The following is a 14744-nucleotide window of genomic DNA, read 5'->3' as shown; positions in this document are numbered from 1 at the left end:
TCGTTATTAAACAAAAAAACCCGGCAAAAGCCGGGTTTATTTAAGCGTTAATCAACCGATTAAGCTTGAACCGTTGGAATCACAGAAGAGGCTTTCTCTACGTAGTTTTCCATTTGATCGAAGTTTAGGTAGCGGTAGATGTCACCTGCCATGCTGTCGATCTTCTGAGCGTAGTTCATGTACTCTTCAACCGTTGGTAGCTTGCCTTCTAGTGCAGCAACTGCAGCAAGTTCAGCTGACGCTAAGAATACATCTGCACCATCACCTAGACGGTTAGGGAAGTTACGAGTCGAAGTAGAGACGACTGTCGATTTCGCAGCAACACGTGCTTGGTTACCCATACAGAGTGAACAACCAGGCATCTCCATGCGAGCACCGGCTTTACCGAAGATGTTGTAGTAACCTTCGTCACTTAGCTGTGCCGCATCCATCTTAGTTGGTGGAGCGATCCACATACGTGTTGGGATAGAGGCACCTGATGCTTCAAGCAGTTTACCTGCAGCACGGAAGTGACCGATGTTAGTCATACAAGAACCGATGAATACTTCATCGATCTTCTCGCCCTGTACTGTTGAAAGTAGGCGAGCATCGTCTGGATCGTTTGGAGCACAAAGGATTGGCTCTTTGATGTCTGCTAGATCGATTTCGATCACACAAGCGTATTCAGCGTCAGAATCAGCACGCATTAGGCTTGGGTTAGCTAGCCACTCTTCCATGCCTTTAATACGACGTTCGATAGTACGCGCATCACCGTAGCCTTCAGCGATCATCCACTTAAGCATGACGATGTTCGACTTCAAGTACTCAGCTACTGAATCTTCACCTAGTGTGATAGTACAGCCTGCTGCAGAACGCTCTGCAGATGCGTCAGATAGCTCGAATGCCTGTTCAACGGTTAGCTCTTCAAGACCTTCGATCTCAAGAACGCGACCAGAGAAGATGTTCTTCTTACCGGCTTTAGCAACCGTTAGGTGACCCTCTTTGATTGCGTAGTAAGGGATCGCGTGTACTAGATCACGTAGCGTGATGCCAGGGTTACGTTTGCCTTTGAAACGAACCAATACTGACTCAGGCATATCCAGTGGCATAACGCCTGTAGCCGCAGCGAATGCAACTAGACCTGAACCTGCAGGGAAAGAGATACCGAGTGGGAAACGAGTGTGCGAGTCGCCACCCGTACCAACAGTGTCAGGAAGAAGCATGCGGTTCAACCAAGAGTGGATAACACCGTCACCTGGGCGAAGCGATACACCGCCACGGTTCATGATGAAGTCAGGAAGCGTGTGGTGAGTGTTAACGTCTACTGGTTTAGGGTAAGCCGCTGTGTGACAGAATGACTGCATAGTAAGATCAGCAGAGAAACCAAGACAAGCAAGGTCTTTAAGCTCGTCACGCGTCATTGGGCCAGTGGTATCCTGTGAACCAACCGTTGTCATCTTAGGCTCGCAGTACATGCCTGGACGAACACCATCCATGCCGCATGCTTTACCAACCATCTTCTGAGCTAGGGTGTAACCTTTGCCAGAGTCAGCAGGCTGTTGTGGCTTACGGAACAGATCCGTTTGACCTAGACCTAGTGCTTCACGTGCCTTATCCGTTAGACCACGACCGATGATCAGTGGGATACGACCGCCTGCACGTACTTCGTCTAGAAGAACCTGAGTTTTTAGACCGAATTCACAGATCACTTCATCAGTGCCGTGCTTACATACTTTACCTTCGTATGGGTAAACGTCGATCACGTCGCCCATGTTTAGGTCGTCAACTGGCATCTCGATCGGTAGTGCGCCAGCATCTTCCATTGTGTTATAGAAGATAGGAGCGATTTTGCCGCCGAAACAGTAGCCGCCAGCACGTTTGTTAGGCACGTTCGGGATATCATCACCGAAGAACCATAGAACTGAGTTCGTTGCAGACTTACGTGAAGAGCCAGTACCAACAACGTCACCCACGTAAGCAACTGGGAAGCCTTTCGCTTTAACTTCTTCGATCTGAGCTAGAGGACCTTTAACACCAGGTTCTTCTGGGTTAATGCCTTCACGTTCCATCTTAAGCATCGCGTTAGCGTGCAGTGGAATGTCAGGGCGTGACCATGCATCTGGAGCAGGGGATAGGTCGTCAGTGTTTGTTTCGCCAGGTACTTTGAATACAGTCACTGTGATTTTTTCAGCAACTTCAGGCTTGCTAGTGAACCACTCAGCGTTAGCCCAAGACTCCATCACCTGTTTAGCTGATGCGTTACCGGCATCCATCTTCTCTTTAACGTCGTGGAACGCATCGAACATAAGAAGTGTGTGTGATAGGCCTTTAACAGCAGCAGGTGCTAGTTCAGCGTCATCTAGGCTCTTGATCATTGGCTCGATGTTGTAACCACCTAGCATTGTGCCAAGAAGTTCAACCGCAGCAACTTTGCTGATTAGAGGAGATGAAGCTTCACCGTTAGCGATCGCCGCCAAGAAACCTGCTTTCACGTAAGCAGCTTGGTCAACACCGGCAGGAACACGGTTAGTTAAAAGGTCTAGAAGAAACTCTTCTTCGCCTGCTGGTGGGTTTTTAAGTAGCTCAACCAGTGCGCTGGTTTGATCAGCGTCTAGTGGCTTTGGCGGTACGCCTTCTGCGGCACGTTCTTCAACGTGTTTACGGTAAGCTTCAAGCACGATATGGCCCTCATTAATGGCTACACCTAACACCCTTGTGAGGCGAAAGGAGGATATCTTCCCGATATCAATGGTTATTAAAAAAACGCCACTATTCTACAGGAGTCGCCATTCTCTGTTAATCACCCAAAGGCCAAAAGGCCTTTATACTTTGGGCTTGTAACCGGCTGTTTATAGAACCTTTTCTTATTGTTTTACAAAGAAAAAGTATATCGCTGCAGCGCAACATATCTAAGAGGCTACCGGACGCGTGCGCTGATCGTTATAATTCGCACCAGCCAACAATTATATGGAGAGAGACGTGGACGCGTTAACCGAGATTCAAAGCTTTTTAGGGTGCCAGACACCGGATCAGTGGATCCAGGTGGCCAAAGATCCTAAGCATCAATCTCTGCTACTGACCGACCACGCTCACTGTGAGAAGAAAGCGGCCTCTACGGCCATGACGCTGATGTTTCGATACGTCGATCGTCCAGAACTTCTCAATAAGATGTCACGACTCGCTCGGGAGGAGTTGATCCATTTCGAACAGGTGTTGGGTCTGATGGACAGGCGTGGCTTTAAATATGGCAACCTATCTGCGTCGCGTTACGCCAGTGGTCTGCATGAGTTGGTTCGACGTGAAGAGCCGGGTCGATTGATCGATACGTTGATTGTCGGTGCGTTTATTGAGGCGCGCTCCTGTGAGCGATTCGCTGCATTGGCCCCATACCTTGATGAAGAGTTGGCCAAGTTCTATCGCTCACTGCTGCGCTCTGAGGGTCGTCACTATCAGGACTATTTAAAACTGGCTGAAGATTATGCGGGTGAGCCGATTACCGATCGGATTGAACTTTTCCGCCAGAGAGAGCAAGAGTTAGTGGAGTCAGAAGATGATCTGTTCCGCTTTCATTCGGGTAAGCCTACACTCAATTAAGTGAAATCCACTGGGGGTTCAAACTTAGAGAGTGTGAACTCCTTTTTGTGACTCAGAAGATAATACCCGCTTGAGCTCCAGTCACCTAAAACAACCCTGGTAAGCGAATCATTACCATTGATATTGGTATGAATGCTGGGTCTGTGAGTGTGTCCGTGGATCAGTATCTGACACTCTTCTTTTGTAAGTAATTCTTCGCAAAATCCTACATTTACATCCATGATGTAATCTTCTTTGTTGCTATTTTGCTGTTGGCTTTCATCGCGAATTTGGCGTGCAATGGCGAGGCGTTCCTCAATACTTTTCGCTAGAAAGCCTTGCTGCCAGTTTGGGTCTCTCACCTGGTTTCGAAAGGCCTGGTAGGCGGCATCATCAATGCAGAGTTCATCGCCGTGCATCAGTAGGGCGGTGCCGCGTTTGGGTAGCTCAATCTTGATCTGTTCAGGTAGTAGTTCGGCTGACAGTTTACTTGCACTTTTCTTGCCTAACAGGAAGTCACGGTTGCCGTGCATGAGATAGATGCTCGTACCCGTTCGGCTTAAGGCTTCGAAGTAGGGTTGAATCTCTTTGAGAACAGGGTCGGCAAAATCGTCACCAATCCAGGCTTCAAAAATATCACCCAGTAGGTAGAGTTCATCGCTAGAAGGCGCGATATGTGAGAGGAAGTAACGAAGCGCCCGAGTGATCTCGGGTCGCTCCGCTTGCAGGTGAAGGTCTGAAATGAATAGACGTTTCAAGATTAAGCCTGAACTTCAGCCTTCTCAATGATGACATCGTCAACCGGTACGTCTTGGTGACCCACTTTAATAGTAGTAGGTACCAGTTTGATTTTGTCGACTACCTCTTGGCCCTCAACAACTTTACCAAATACCGCGTAGCCCCAGCCTTGCGTGTTCTTGCCAGAGTGATCAAGGAAGGCGTTATCCGCTACGTTGATGAAGAACTGAGCAGAGGCTGAGTGTGGGTCCATTGTGCGTGCCATTGCAACGGTGTACATCTCGTTGCTTAGACCGTTATCGGCTTCGTTCTCAATCGGTTCGCGAGTTTTTTTCTGGTGCATGCCTGGCTCAAAACCACCGCCTTGAATCATGAAGTTGCTGATGACGCGGTGGAAAATCACACCGTCGTAAAAACCCTCTTTAACGTACTGTTCGAAGTTCGCCGCAGTTTTTGGAGTCTTGTCAAAATCGAGTTCAATTTTGATTTCGCCGAAGTTGGTCGTAAGAACGATCATCAGTTTTTCCCTTTAAGTTGAAATTTGTGCGAAGTATATCAGATCAAATAGAGGTTTCGCCCTGTATTGACGTGTTCGGATGGCATATAATTCCGCGCTTATTATTTTACAGTCACGTCAAAGTTGAATTATGAGTAAAAACGAAGCGGTTACCGTTACCAATTTCATTCATCAGATCGTTGAAAAGGATCTAGAGCAGGGCACGCATCAGGGTAAGGTTGTTACCCGTTTCCCACCAGAGCCCAATGGTTTTCTTCACATTGGTCATGCCAAATCGATCTGTCTGAACTTTGGTACGGCTGAGAAGTACCAAGGTGTCTGTAACCTTCGTTTTGATGACACCAACCCAGAGAAAGAGTCACAAGAGTACATCGATGCAATCACGCGCGATGTTGAGTGGTTGGGTTACAAATGGAATGGTGACATCCGCTACACCTCAAACTACTTCGATCAACTCTATGCTTGGGCGGTTCACCTGATTCAAGAGGGCAAAGCCTTTGTCTGTGAGCTGAATGGCGAAGAGATGCGTCAGTACCGCGGTAATTTGACCGAGCCGGGCAAAAACAGCCCGTTCCGTGATCGCTCACCTGAAGAGAACCTAGCGCTGTTTGAAAAGATGCGTGATGGTGGCTTCGAAGAGGGTGAAGCGGCGTTGCGTGCCAAGATTGATATGGCATCGCCTAACATGAACATGCGTGATCCGGTTATCTACCGTATCCGCAAAGCACATCACCACCAGACGGGTGATAAGTGGTGTATCTATCCGAGCTACGACTTCGCACATGGTCAATCGGATGCGATTGAAGAGATTACACACTCGATCTGTACGCTAGAGTTTGAAGATCACCGTCCACTATACGACTGGTTTGTTGCCAATCTGCCAGTACCGGCATCACCCCGTCAGTATGAATTTGCACGTCTCAATCTGAACTACACCATCACCTCTAAGCGCAAGCTGAAACAGCTTGTCGATGAGCAGCACGTTTCAGGCTGGGATGATCCGCGTATGCCAACCATCTCTGGTTTGCGTCGTCGCGGTTATACACCCGATTCAATTCGTAATTTCTGTGACATGATCGGCGTGACACGCTCTAACTCAACGGTCGACATGGGTATGCTGGAAGCGGCTATTCGTGAAGATCTAGACGCTAAATCGCCTCGTGCTATGTGTGTGACCGATCCTATAAAACTGACCATTACCAACTACGAAGAGGGTAAAGAGGAGTGGTTTGAGGTGCCTGTACACCCTAAAGATGAGTCGATGGGTGTACGTCGTATTCCGTTTACTAAGAACCTTCTGATTGAGCGCGAAGATTTTGCGATGGAAGCGCCTAAGAAGTGGAAACGTTTGGCACCAGGGTTTGCCGTACGTCTGCGTGGCGCTTTCTGTGTCACCTGTGAAGAGGTGATCACCAATGAGCAGGGTGAAGTAACCGAATTATTAGTGACCTATGATCCGGCGACTAAAGGTGAAAACCCAATCGACTACAAACCCAAGGGTGTCATTCATTGGGTCAGTGCAGACAACTCAATTCCTTGTGAAGTGCGTCTCTACGATCGACTATTTACTGAAGCGAATCCAGATGGGGATAAAGAGCGCGATTTCTTGGAGTTCATCAATCCAGAGTCTCTATCGGTATTCCCCAATGCACGTGTAGAGGTTGGTATGGCTAATGCGGCAATCGAGAGCCGTTATCAGTTTGAGCGACAGGGTTTCTTTGCGGTTGATCCAGACAGTAACTCAGATCGCTTAGTCTTTAACCGCACTGTGGGTCTTCGTGACTCTTGGGCGAAAATGGCGAAATAGATGCGCTGGATCTCTCTGGCTCTTCCACTGCTGATCTTGATCGGTTGTTCATCGTCACCGGTGAATCGAGCGCAGTGGTCAGAGCTGAGATTGATGCCAACATCGATTCGCTCCTTAGGCGAAAATTTGCCAGAAGGCTCTGGTTTGGCGCTTCACAATCAGACCCTATGGTCCATTAATGATGGCGGTAATGATCCCATCCTTTATGGGTTTGATTTAACGGATGACTCAGCCACAAAGGTGGAAAAGGTTACCCTAAGGAATGCGGCTAATCTTGATTGGGAGTCACTGATTACCACCAGTGAGGCGCTGGTCATTGCTGATTGCGGAAATAATCGCGGTGATCGTATCTGGTTTCAGTTCCACTCAATCAGTTGGGATCAGCTAGAGGAGAGCCAAGGCTTGGTGGATGCCAATACCATTAATGTGAAATTGGCTGATGTCACGCCAGCGGTAGAGCGCCAGGATCACAATCGTGACTGTGAAGCAGTCACAGAGGTTGACGGTAACTACTGGCTCTTTACTAAGAATTGGCGAGATCAAAAGAGTCGGCTCTATATAGTCGATCCAAACTCTGATCAACAGTCGGTAAGTTCGCAACAGAGTTTTGATGTGGCCGGTTTAATTACCGGTGCTGATTATGACGCAAAGAGTCGTCGTTTAGCGCTTATAGGTTATGGCAGTGGCTTTGCCGTCACCCAGCCCTTCATCTGGATAGTTCCAGTGTATCAGGGAGAGGCAGAGTTTGATCAGGCGGTGCGCTACTCACTGGCGAAGATGGGGCAGTGGGAAGCGATTCACTGGTACCAAGGTCATTTATTGATTTCACGCGAAACCAGTCCGCTGGGTGGCGCGTTGTTGGCAGAGGTTAAGCTGCCAACTCAAAAGCATTAATACGGATAGAGTATGTTTCAACTATACAACACACTTTCAAAATCAAAGCAGCCCTTCACTCCGATTGAAGCGGGTAAAATCCGCATGTATGTCTGCGGGGTGACCGTCTACGATCTGTGTCATATAGGTCATGCGCGAGTCATGGTCTCGTTTGATGTGATCACTCGTTACCTGCGGGCGCGTGGATGGGAGGTTGAGTATGTTCGAAACATCACCGATGTCGATGACAAGATTCTAAAGCGCGCAGCTGAGAACGGTGAGACTCCTGATCAGCTGACTCAGCGTATGATCGCGGCGATGCATGAAGATGAGGCTTCGCTAAGCGTACTGCGTCCTGATCAAGAGCCGCGTGCAACCCATCACATTCAAGACATTATCGACATGGTCCAAGCCCTTATCGACAAAGGTTTTGCCTATGCAGCGGCCAACGGTGATGTCTACTACCGGGTTGAGAAGTTCGAGAGTTATGGACGCCTAACCAATAAGGTGATTGACGAGCTTCGTTCAGGTGCTCGTGTCGAGGTTGAGGCAGCAAAAGAGAGTCCACTCGACTTTGTACTTTGGAAAGCGGCTAAACCAGGTGAGACCAGTTGGGAATCGCCTTGGGGAGCTGGCCGTCCAGGTTGGCACATTGAGTGTTCAGCCATGTCTAAATGCTGTCTAGGTGAAACCTTTGATATTCACGGTGGCGGACCTGATCTTCCCTTCCCGCACCATGAAAATGAGATTGCTCAGTCGGAAGCTGCTAATGGCAAGACCTATGTAAACTATTGGATGCATGCTGGCCCTGTGCGAGTGAACAAAGAGAAGATGTCCAAGTCGTTGGGTAACTTCTTTACGATTCGTGAAGTGCTTAAAGAGCATAATCCAGAGGTGGTTCGCTACTTCTTATCGAGTGTGCATTACCGCTCTTCGATCGATTACTCGCTGGATAGTCTTAAAGAGGCCCGTTCAGCACTGGATCGTTTCTATCAAGCGCTCGACGGGGTAGAGATACCTGAAGTTGAGATCGCCTCAAATGACTACAGCGATCGATTCTTTGCAGCGATGGATGATGACTTTAATACTCCAATGGCGTTTGCTGTGCTGTTTGAGATGGCCAGTGAGCTAAACCGCCTGAAAGGTAAAGATGAGGCAGCGGCTTCACAATTGGCAGGTCAGATTAAGGCGCTTGCTGGTGTTGTGGGTCTACTGCAGCAAAACCCTAAAAATTTTCTACAGCAGGGCAGTGCTGGAGAGATCAGTGGCGACGAAGTGGAAGCGTTGATCGTAGAGCGTAAAGAGGCGAGAGCCAACAAAGACTTTGCCCGCTCTGATGAGATTCGTGATCAATTGGCTGCAGCGGGAGTCATCCTTAAAGATGGGCCAGAAGGAACGACTTGGTATCGGGAAGGGTAGTTGCCTTTGAGAGCGGATGACAGGCTGAAAGCCAGTCACCGCCACTCCTGATCGCGGTCTGCCTTGGAGGCAGAGCGCTCCTACAGTAGGACTTCGCAACGGTCTTTCTGCTTAGCTAGACTGTAGGAGCGAATTGGCGCGAAGCGACAAACCGCGAACATAATTCTCCGGTGACAGGCTGAAAGCCAGTCACCGCCACTCCGTAGCTTGGTTAATTCTCCGGTGACAGGTCTTCAGCCTGTCATCCGCCACCTCACCGTCTTCCAGAAACCCCAGCTAAAGCACCGAAATCCCCGGTTTCTGATCAACTATTAATCAAAACGAAAAAAAATCTTTAAAAAAGTAAAACAGGGTATTGACCACCTGCAGGTCAGGTCGTAGGATACGCACCTCCTCGCAGATGACGACTTCCATCCAGTCACTTGTGAGGTCGGGCAGCACGTTAGGCGCCCATAGCTCAATTGGATAGAGCAACGGCCTTCTAAGCCGTAGGTTGCAGGTTCGAGCCCTGCTGGGCGCGCCAAGCAACCTGTCCAGATGTACCACAATGGTGGGTGTAGCTCAGTTGGTAGAGCCCCGGATTGTGATTCCGGTGGTCGTGGGTTCGAGCCCCATCATCCACCCCAATTTTTGGGTACATCATAAAAGTATGCGGTCGTGGTGGAATTGGTAGACACGCCAGATTTAGGTTCTGGTGCCGCAAGGTGTGAGAGTTCGAGTCTCTCCGACCGCACCATACTTTTATAACGAGCAACACTATTCGGCTCAGCCGAATCGCAACAATCCAGATGCGGTCGTGGTGGAATTGGTAGACACGCCAGATTTAGGTTCTGGTGCCGCAAGGTGTGAGAGTTCGAGTCTCTCCGACCGCACCATCTGGAAACACCCCTTAGAAGTTCCCTCTTTTTTATCGCTCACATTATCAAGCTCATCTTCGTTTTCTATACCTTGTAACTTTTTCAGTTCTGTTGGCATGTTTACTTGACTAATGGGCTCAGTTACCGGAAAATTTCGCGCTTGATTTTAATGACTCGGACTGCGTCATTTTTGATGACAGAAGAGTTTGACACTCTCAAAAGAATTAATGAGGAATTCCATGCAAGTTTCTGTAGAGACTACTTCAGGCCTTCAGCGCCAACTAACCGTGACTGTTCCGGCCGAACGTATCGATACTGACGTTGAGAAGCAGGTTGTACAGCAGGCTCGCACTCGCCGTATGGACGGTTTCCGTCCAGGTAAAGTACCTGCAAAAGTAATTAAGCGTATGTACGGTGACGCGATTCGTTACGAAGTACTAAACCGCGTCGTACAAGAGACTTTCTACGAAGCTGTTCAGCAGGAATCACTAATGCCAGCAGGCGCTCCTTCTATCGAGTTCAAAACCGATAAAGAAGGTGAAGACTTTGCATACGTTGCGACATTCGACGTTTACCCAGAGATCGAACTAAAAGATCTAGCGGGCGTTGAAGTTGAGAAAGCAACAGCATCGATCAAAGCGGCTGACGTTAAGAACATGATCGACACACTTCGCAAGCAGCAGAGCACGTTTAAAGCGACTCGCGGCATGGTTAAAGAAGGCTTCCAAGTTAACATCGACTTTGAAGGTTTCGTAGATGGCGAAGCGTTCGAAGGCGGTAAAGCAGAAGGTCAAGACCTAGTCATCGGCTCTGGTAGCATGATCCCTGGTTTCGAAGATGGCATCATCGGTAAGAAGAAAGGCGAAGAGTTCGACGTAGAAGTCACTTTCCCTGAAGAGTACCAGTCTGAAGCGCTAGCGGGTAAAGCTGCAACCTTCAAGATGAAGCTTAACGAAGTGTCTAAACCAGAACTTCCTGAGCTAAACGAAGAGTTCTTCGCTAAGTTCGGTGTCTCTTCTGCAGACGAAGCTGAATTCAAAGCGGAAGTTGAAAAGAACATGGCTCGTGAAATGAACCAAGCGCTTAAAACTAAGACTAAAACCGCTGTATTCGATGCACTGATCGCTCAGAACGAAATCGAAGCACCAGCTGCAATGATCGATGATGAAGTGAACGTACTTCGTCAGCAAGCGGTTCAGCAGTTTGGTGGCCAGGCTCAAATCGATCCAAACACTCTACCTAAAGAGCTGTTCGAAGAGCAGGCAATCCGTCGCGTTAAGATCGGTCTTCTAGTACAAGAGGTGATCAAAGCGGGTAACCTTGAAGCGACTGACGAGCGTGTTGATGCGATTCTTGCTGATATCGCAGAGAGCTACGACGATGCTGATGAAGTGATCAGCTACTACAAAGGCAACGAACAGATGCTAAATCAGATCCGTAGCCTTGCTCTAGAAGACGAAGTTGTTGACCACCTTCTTGCATCTGCTAAGGTGAAGGAAGTTAAAGTCAGCTACGAAGAAGCTCTTAAGCCGGCTCAGCAGTAATTATTGTTGAGTAATGGATCTAAACCTCGTTTAGATCCCTATAAAAAACGGCAGTTAGCGAAAGCTGGCTGTCGTTTTTTGGTTATTAGTGCCGTGAATAAGGAAAACTATTGATGTCAGATATCTACTCAGGCCGCCCATTTGATGTAACAGACAGTGGCTTGGTGCCGATGGTTGTCGAGCAGAGTTCCCGTGGTGAGCGTGCTTACGATATTTACTCTCGCCTATTAAAAGAGCGAGTAATCTTTATGGTCGGTCCTGTGGAAGATCACATGGCGAACCTGATCGTCGCACAGATGCTCTTTTTGGAAGCGGAAAATCCAGAAAAAGATATCCACTTGTACATCAATTCACCTGGTGGATCGATCACTGCCGGTATGGCAATCTACGATACCATGCAGTTCATTAAACCGGATGTCAGCACCATGGTATTGGGTCAAGCGGCTAGCATGGGTTCATTCCTTGCAATGGCCGGCGCCAAAGGTAAGCGCTTCTTGCTACCTGAATCACGTACAATGATTCACCGTGTCAGCTCAGGTACACCAGGTACACGTGGCTCTGTTCATGTACAAGAGCTTGAGTTTGAAGATGCTCGTCGTCACATGGAAGAGGCTAAGCGCCTTAACGATCGTCTGACCGAGATCTACGCTGAACGTAACACAGCGGGTAAGTCGTACGAAGAGTTGTACGAAATCATGAAACACGACACCTTCCTATCAGCCGAACAGGCGGTGGAATTTGGTCTAGCTGACAAAGTGCTTAGCAGCCGAGAAGGCTAATCTTTTTAGAGGAATTAACATGTCTGAAGAGAACAACGATCAGAACGACAGCAAGCTATTTTGTTCATTCTGTGGCAAAAGCCAGGATGAAGTACGCAAGCTGATTGCTGGTCCTTCAGTCTTCATCTGTGATGAGTGTGTCGATCTGTGTAACGACATCATCACCGAGGAGATGGCGGAGATCGAAGAGTCACAGGATGACGAAACGCTCCCTACGCCGAGTCAGATTAAAGACAATCTTGATGAGTATGTGATCGGTCAAGAGCGTGCCAAGAAAGTGTTGGCGGTAGCGGTTTATAACCACTACAAACGCCTACGTGCTACGGGTAAAAACAGTGACGTTGAGCTGAGTAAGTCCAATATACTTCTGATCGGCCCAACGGGTAGCGGTAAGACTCTGTTGGCGCAGACGCTAGCGCGCATGTTGAATGTGCCTTTCACTATGGCTGACGCGACGACGCTGACTGAAGCGGGTTACGTCGGTGAAGACGTTGAGAACATTGTTCAGAAGTTGCTGCAGAAATGTGACTACGATGTAGAGAAAGCACAGCAGGGCATTATCTACATTGATGAGATCGATAAGATCTCGCGTAAATCCGACAACCCATCGATCACGCGTGATGTGTCGGGTGAGGGCGTACAGCAGGCGCTTCTGAAACTGATTGAGGGTACCGTTGCCTCTGTACCGCCACAGGGTGGCCGTAAACACCCTCAGCAGGAGTTTTTGCAGGTAGATACCTCTAACATCCTGTTCATCGTCGGTGGTGCCTTTGCTGGGCTAGAGAAGATCATTGCCGATCGCAGTGAGCGAAGCTCAATCGGCTTCAGTGCTACCGTTCGTAGTAAAGATGACGAGAAGGGTGTCGATCGCATTCACGACGTTGAAGCGGAAGATCTAGTGAAGTTTGGTCTGATTCCAGAGTTTATTGGTCGTCTACCGATGATCGCGACGCTCTCTGAATTGGATCAAGAGGCATTGATTCAGATTTTGACTGAGCCTAAAAACAGCCTGACTAAGCAGTACCAAGCACTGTTTGAGATGGAAGGTGCTGATCTAGAGTTCCGTGAAGATGCACTGTTCGCTGTGGCTGAGTTGGCCCTTGAGCGTAAAACCGGTGCGCGTGGTCTACGTTCAATCCTAGAGTCTAAACTGCTCGAGATCATGTACGAACTACCGTCTCTAGAGGGTGTATCGAAAGTGGTGATCGATCAGGGTGTGATTAAAGATAAGAATGATCCGATCCTGATGTACGAGACACAACAGCTCGATAAAGCGTCACCGGACGCTTGATCTAAGCAATAAAAAAGACCGCCTATTGGCGGTCTTTTTTTACTCCGTGTTAGGTGACTGGCTTCAGCCTGTCACCCGCTTTCGAACTAAATTGTAGAGGCGGATCAGGCGGATGACAGGCTAAAGCCAGTCACCAAGTTGTTCCGTTACTCCGCATGATCCCGCGTAAACACCCACTTATCTCCTTCACTCATCGACGCATTAAATGCATAACCCTCTAGATCAAACTGTTTCAGATCCTCTGGATTCTCAATGCGGTTCTTGATGGCGTAGCGGGTCATCAGACCTCGAGCCTTTTTCGCGTAAAAACTGATGATCTTGTATTGACCGTTTTTTAGGTCTTTAAACTCAGGGCTGATAAGGCGAGCATTAAGTGCTTTAGCTTGCACCGACTTGAAGTACTCGTTCGACGCAAGATTCACAACGACCGGTGTTTTATCACTGGCTAACTCGTCATTGAGGCGATCGGTAATTGTTGAACCCCAGTAGCTGTAGAGGTTTTTGCCGGCATCGTTTTGAAGTTTTGTGCCCATCTCTAAGCGGTAGGGCTGCATCAGATCCATCGGTTTTAGGAGACCATAGAGGCCGGACAGAATTCTTAGGTGGTTCTGTGCAAATTGGTAGTCCGCTTCGTCGAACGAATCAGCATCCAAGCCAGTGTAGACGTCCCCTTTGAAGGCCAGTAATGCCTGTTTTGCATTCGTCTCGTTATGCTCTTTCACCCAGCTCTGGTAACGCGCTACGTTCAAAGAGGCCAGTTTGTCGCTGAGCTTCATCAGTTCAGCGATATCTTGCGGCGCATATTCACGCAAGTTGTTGATCAGCGTTTCAGCTCGGTCGGTAAACTCCGGCTCACTTTTCAGTTGGGTGCTGGCCGGTGTTTCATAATCGAGAGTCTTAGCAGGTGATATCAGTAGTAGCATGGATACAGTCTTCAGATAATGTACTTGAAATAGAGGGTTTGATAGCTGTTACGCGAAGCGTTTTATCCAGATCAATCTCGCAAGGGTGGCAATTGTAGATCCAAGAACCACCATCCCTGAGGTGAGTAGGGGGTTGCTAAGGCTCAATAACTTGATGGCGGCCCCAGAGAACAGGAAGCCAACAAATAGACAGAGCAGAGCCATCAACAGTGCGTGTACGATAGTCGCTGCTTGGTATCGGTCTAAACGAATGATAAAGACTAGAGCAGGCACTACAAAGCCTAGCAGAGTGATGTAGGACGGAAGTTGGCTATCCATCAAAAGATTCCTTAAATTAACAGTGCCTAAATTAAACCTTCATTAACCGGTAAGTGCAAATGGATTGGGGTGGGCGTTACAGCCACAACTGTGTAGAATCTGCACCTTAATTTTCACACAGACTCT

General features: G+C 48.5%; 12 protein-coding genes and 4 tRNA genes. 11 read left to right on the top strand and 5 right to left on the bottom strand.

The window, feature by feature from the left end:
* Nucleotides 1-59: 59 nt before the first annotated feature.
* Nucleotides 60-2657 carry a bifunctional aconitate hydratase 2/2-methylisocitrate dehydratase gene (gene acnB, locus XMG48_RS05320; RefSeq protein WP_173481023.1) on the bottom strand — a complete coding sequence of 866 codons (2598 nt, stop codon included), beginning with the start codon at nucleotides 2655-2657 and terminating at the stop codon, nucleotides 60-62.
* 301 nt (nucleotides 2658-2958) lie between these two features.
* On the opposite strand from acnB, the gene XMG48_RS05315 reads away from it, so the two are divergent.
* Complete coding sequence (locus XMG48_RS05315) at nucleotides 2959-3573, top strand: tRNA-(ms[2]io[6]A)-hydroxylase (protein WP_371731436.1); 615 nt, start codon at nucleotides 2959-2961, stop codon at nucleotides 3571-3573.
* On the opposite strand, the gene XMG48_RS05310 is transcribed toward XMG48_RS05315, so the two are convergent.
* Together XMG48_RS05310 and XMG48_RS05305 are read right to left on the bottom strand one after the other, a co-directional pair.
* On the bottom strand, nucleotides 3570-4310 hold the full coding sequence (locus tag XMG48_RS05310; RefSeq protein WP_173481021.1) for a UDP-2,3-diacylglucosamine diphosphatase: 741 nt from the start codon (nucleotides 4308-4310) through the stop codon (nucleotides 3570-3572). The two genes, XMG48_RS05315 and XMG48_RS05310, sit on opposite strands and share 4 nt — an antisense overlap.
* 2 nt (nucleotides 4311-4312) lie before the next feature.
* Nucleotides 4313-4807: a peptidylprolyl isomerase gene (locus XMG48_RS05305; protein ID WP_173481020.1), complete on the bottom strand. Its 495-nt coding sequence runs from the start codon at nucleotides 4805-4807 to the stop codon at nucleotides 4313-4315.
* Between the two features lie 130 nt (nucleotides 4808-4937).
* On the opposite strand from XMG48_RS05305, the gene XMG48_RS05300 reads away from it, so the two are divergent.
* The 10 genes from XMG48_RS05300 (at nucleotide 4938) to clpX (ending at nucleotide 13377) form a co-directional block, all read left to right on the top strand.
* Nucleotides 4938-6614, top strand: a complete 1677-nt coding sequence (locus XMG48_RS05300) for a glutamine--tRNA ligase/YqeY domain fusion protein (RefSeq protein WP_173481019.1) — start codon at nucleotides 4938-4940, stop codon at nucleotides 6612-6614.
* On the top strand, nucleotides 6615-7508 hold the full coding sequence (locus tag XMG48_RS05295; RefSeq protein WP_173481018.1) for a hypothetical protein: 894 nt from the start codon (nucleotides 6615-6617) through the stop codon (nucleotides 7506-7508).
* Between the two features lie 12 nt (nucleotides 7509-7520).
* Nucleotides 7521-8906, top strand: a complete 1386-nt coding sequence (gene cysS / locus XMG48_RS05290) for a cysteine--tRNA ligase (protein ID WP_173481017.1) — start codon at nucleotides 7521-7523, stop codon at nucleotides 8904-8906.
* A 446-nt stretch (nucleotides 8907-9352) separates the two neighbouring features.
* Nucleotides 9353-9429: transfer RNA gene (locus tag XMG48_RS05285), tRNA-Arg, on the top strand.
* A gap of 27 nt (nucleotides 9430-9456) precedes the next feature.
* Nucleotides 9457-9532, top strand: a tRNA-His gene (locus XMG48_RS05280).
* A gap of 25 nt (nucleotides 9533-9557) precedes the next feature.
* Nucleotides 9558-9642, top strand: a tRNA-Leu gene (locus XMG48_RS05275).
* 54 nt (nucleotides 9643-9696) lie between these two features.
* Nucleotides 9697-9781: transfer RNA gene (locus XMG48_RS05270), tRNA-Leu, on the top strand.
* A 221-nt stretch (nucleotides 9782-10002) separates the two neighbouring features.
* Nucleotides 10003-11307, top strand: a complete 1305-nt coding sequence (gene tig / locus XMG48_RS05265; protein ID WP_173481016.1) for a trigger factor — start codon at nucleotides 10003-10005, stop codon at nucleotides 11305-11307.
* A gap of 113 nt (nucleotides 11308-11420) precedes the next feature.
* Nucleotides 11421-12086: an ATP-dependent Clp protease proteolytic subunit gene (locus XMG48_RS05260; protein WP_173481015.1), complete on the top strand. Its 666-nt coding sequence runs from the start codon at nucleotides 11421-11423 to the stop codon at nucleotides 12084-12086.
* A 19-nt stretch (nucleotides 12087-12105) separates the two neighbouring features.
* Nucleotides 12106-13377 carry an ATP-dependent Clp protease ATP-binding subunit ClpX gene (gene clpX / locus XMG48_RS05255; protein ID WP_173481014.1) on the top strand — a complete coding sequence of 424 codons (1272 nt, stop codon included), beginning with the start codon at nucleotides 12106-12108 and terminating at the stop codon, nucleotides 13375-13377.
* 146 nt (nucleotides 13378-13523) lie between these two features.
* On the opposite strand, the gene yaaA is transcribed toward clpX, so the two are convergent.
* Both yaaA and XMG48_RS05245 read right to left on the bottom strand, forming a co-directional pair.
* Nucleotides 13524-14300, bottom strand: a complete 777-nt coding sequence (yaaA, locus tag XMG48_RS05250; RefSeq protein WP_173481013.1) for a peroxide stress protein YaaA — start codon at nucleotides 14298-14300, stop codon at nucleotides 13524-13526.
* Nucleotides 14301-14348: 48 nt separating this feature from the next.
* Nucleotides 14349-14618 (bottom strand): hypothetical protein, encoded by a 270-nt coding sequence (locus tag XMG48_RS05245; protein ID WP_173481012.1) that lies wholly within the window; start codon nucleotides 14616-14618, stop codon nucleotides 14349-14351.
* Between the last annotated feature and the right edge of the window lie 126 nt (nucleotides 14619-14744).

The organism is Marinobacterium sp. xm-g-48 (assembly GCF_013282925.1).
Taxonomy (GTDB): domain Bacteria; phylum Pseudomonadota; class Gammaproteobacteria; order Pseudomonadales; family Balneatricaceae; genus Marinobacterium_E.
The sequence above is the reverse complement of the archived record's forward strand: the minus strand, read 5'-3'. Positions and strand labels throughout refer to the sequence as shown.

Coding starts and splice junctions, on each gene's coding strand:
- cysS (WP_173481017.1), top strand. CDS start 7,521: ATGTTTCAACTATACAACACACTTTCAAAATCAAAGCAGCCCTTCACT.
- tig (WP_173481016.1), top strand. CDS start 10,003: ATGCAAGTTTCTGTAGAGACTACTTCAGGCCTTCAGCGCCAACTAACC.
- XMG48_RS05295 (WP_173481018.1), top strand. CDS start 6,615: ATGCGCTGGATCTCTCTGGCTCTTCCACTGCTGATCTTGATCGGTTGT.
- yaaA (WP_173481013.1), bottom strand. CDS start 14,300: ATGCTACTACTGATATCACCTGCTAAGACTCTCGATTATGAAACACCG.
- XMG48_RS05245 (WP_173481012.1), bottom strand. CDS start 14,618: ATGGATAGCCAACTTCCGTCCTACATCACTCTGCTAGGCTTTGTAGTG.
- XMG48_RS05260 (WP_173481015.1), top strand. CDS start 11,421: ATGTCAGATATCTACTCAGGCCGCCCATTTGATGTAACAGACAGTGGC.
- XMG48_RS05300 (WP_173481019.1), top strand. CDS start 4,938: ATGAGTAAAAACGAAGCGGTTACCGTTACCAATTTCATTCATCAGATC.
- clpX (WP_173481014.1), top strand. CDS start 12,106: ATGTCTGAAGAGAACAACGATCAGAACGACAGCAAGCTATTTTGTTCA.
- XMG48_RS05305 (WP_173481020.1), bottom strand. CDS start 4,807: ATGATCGTTCTTACGACCAACTTCGGCGAAATCAAAATTGAACTCGAT.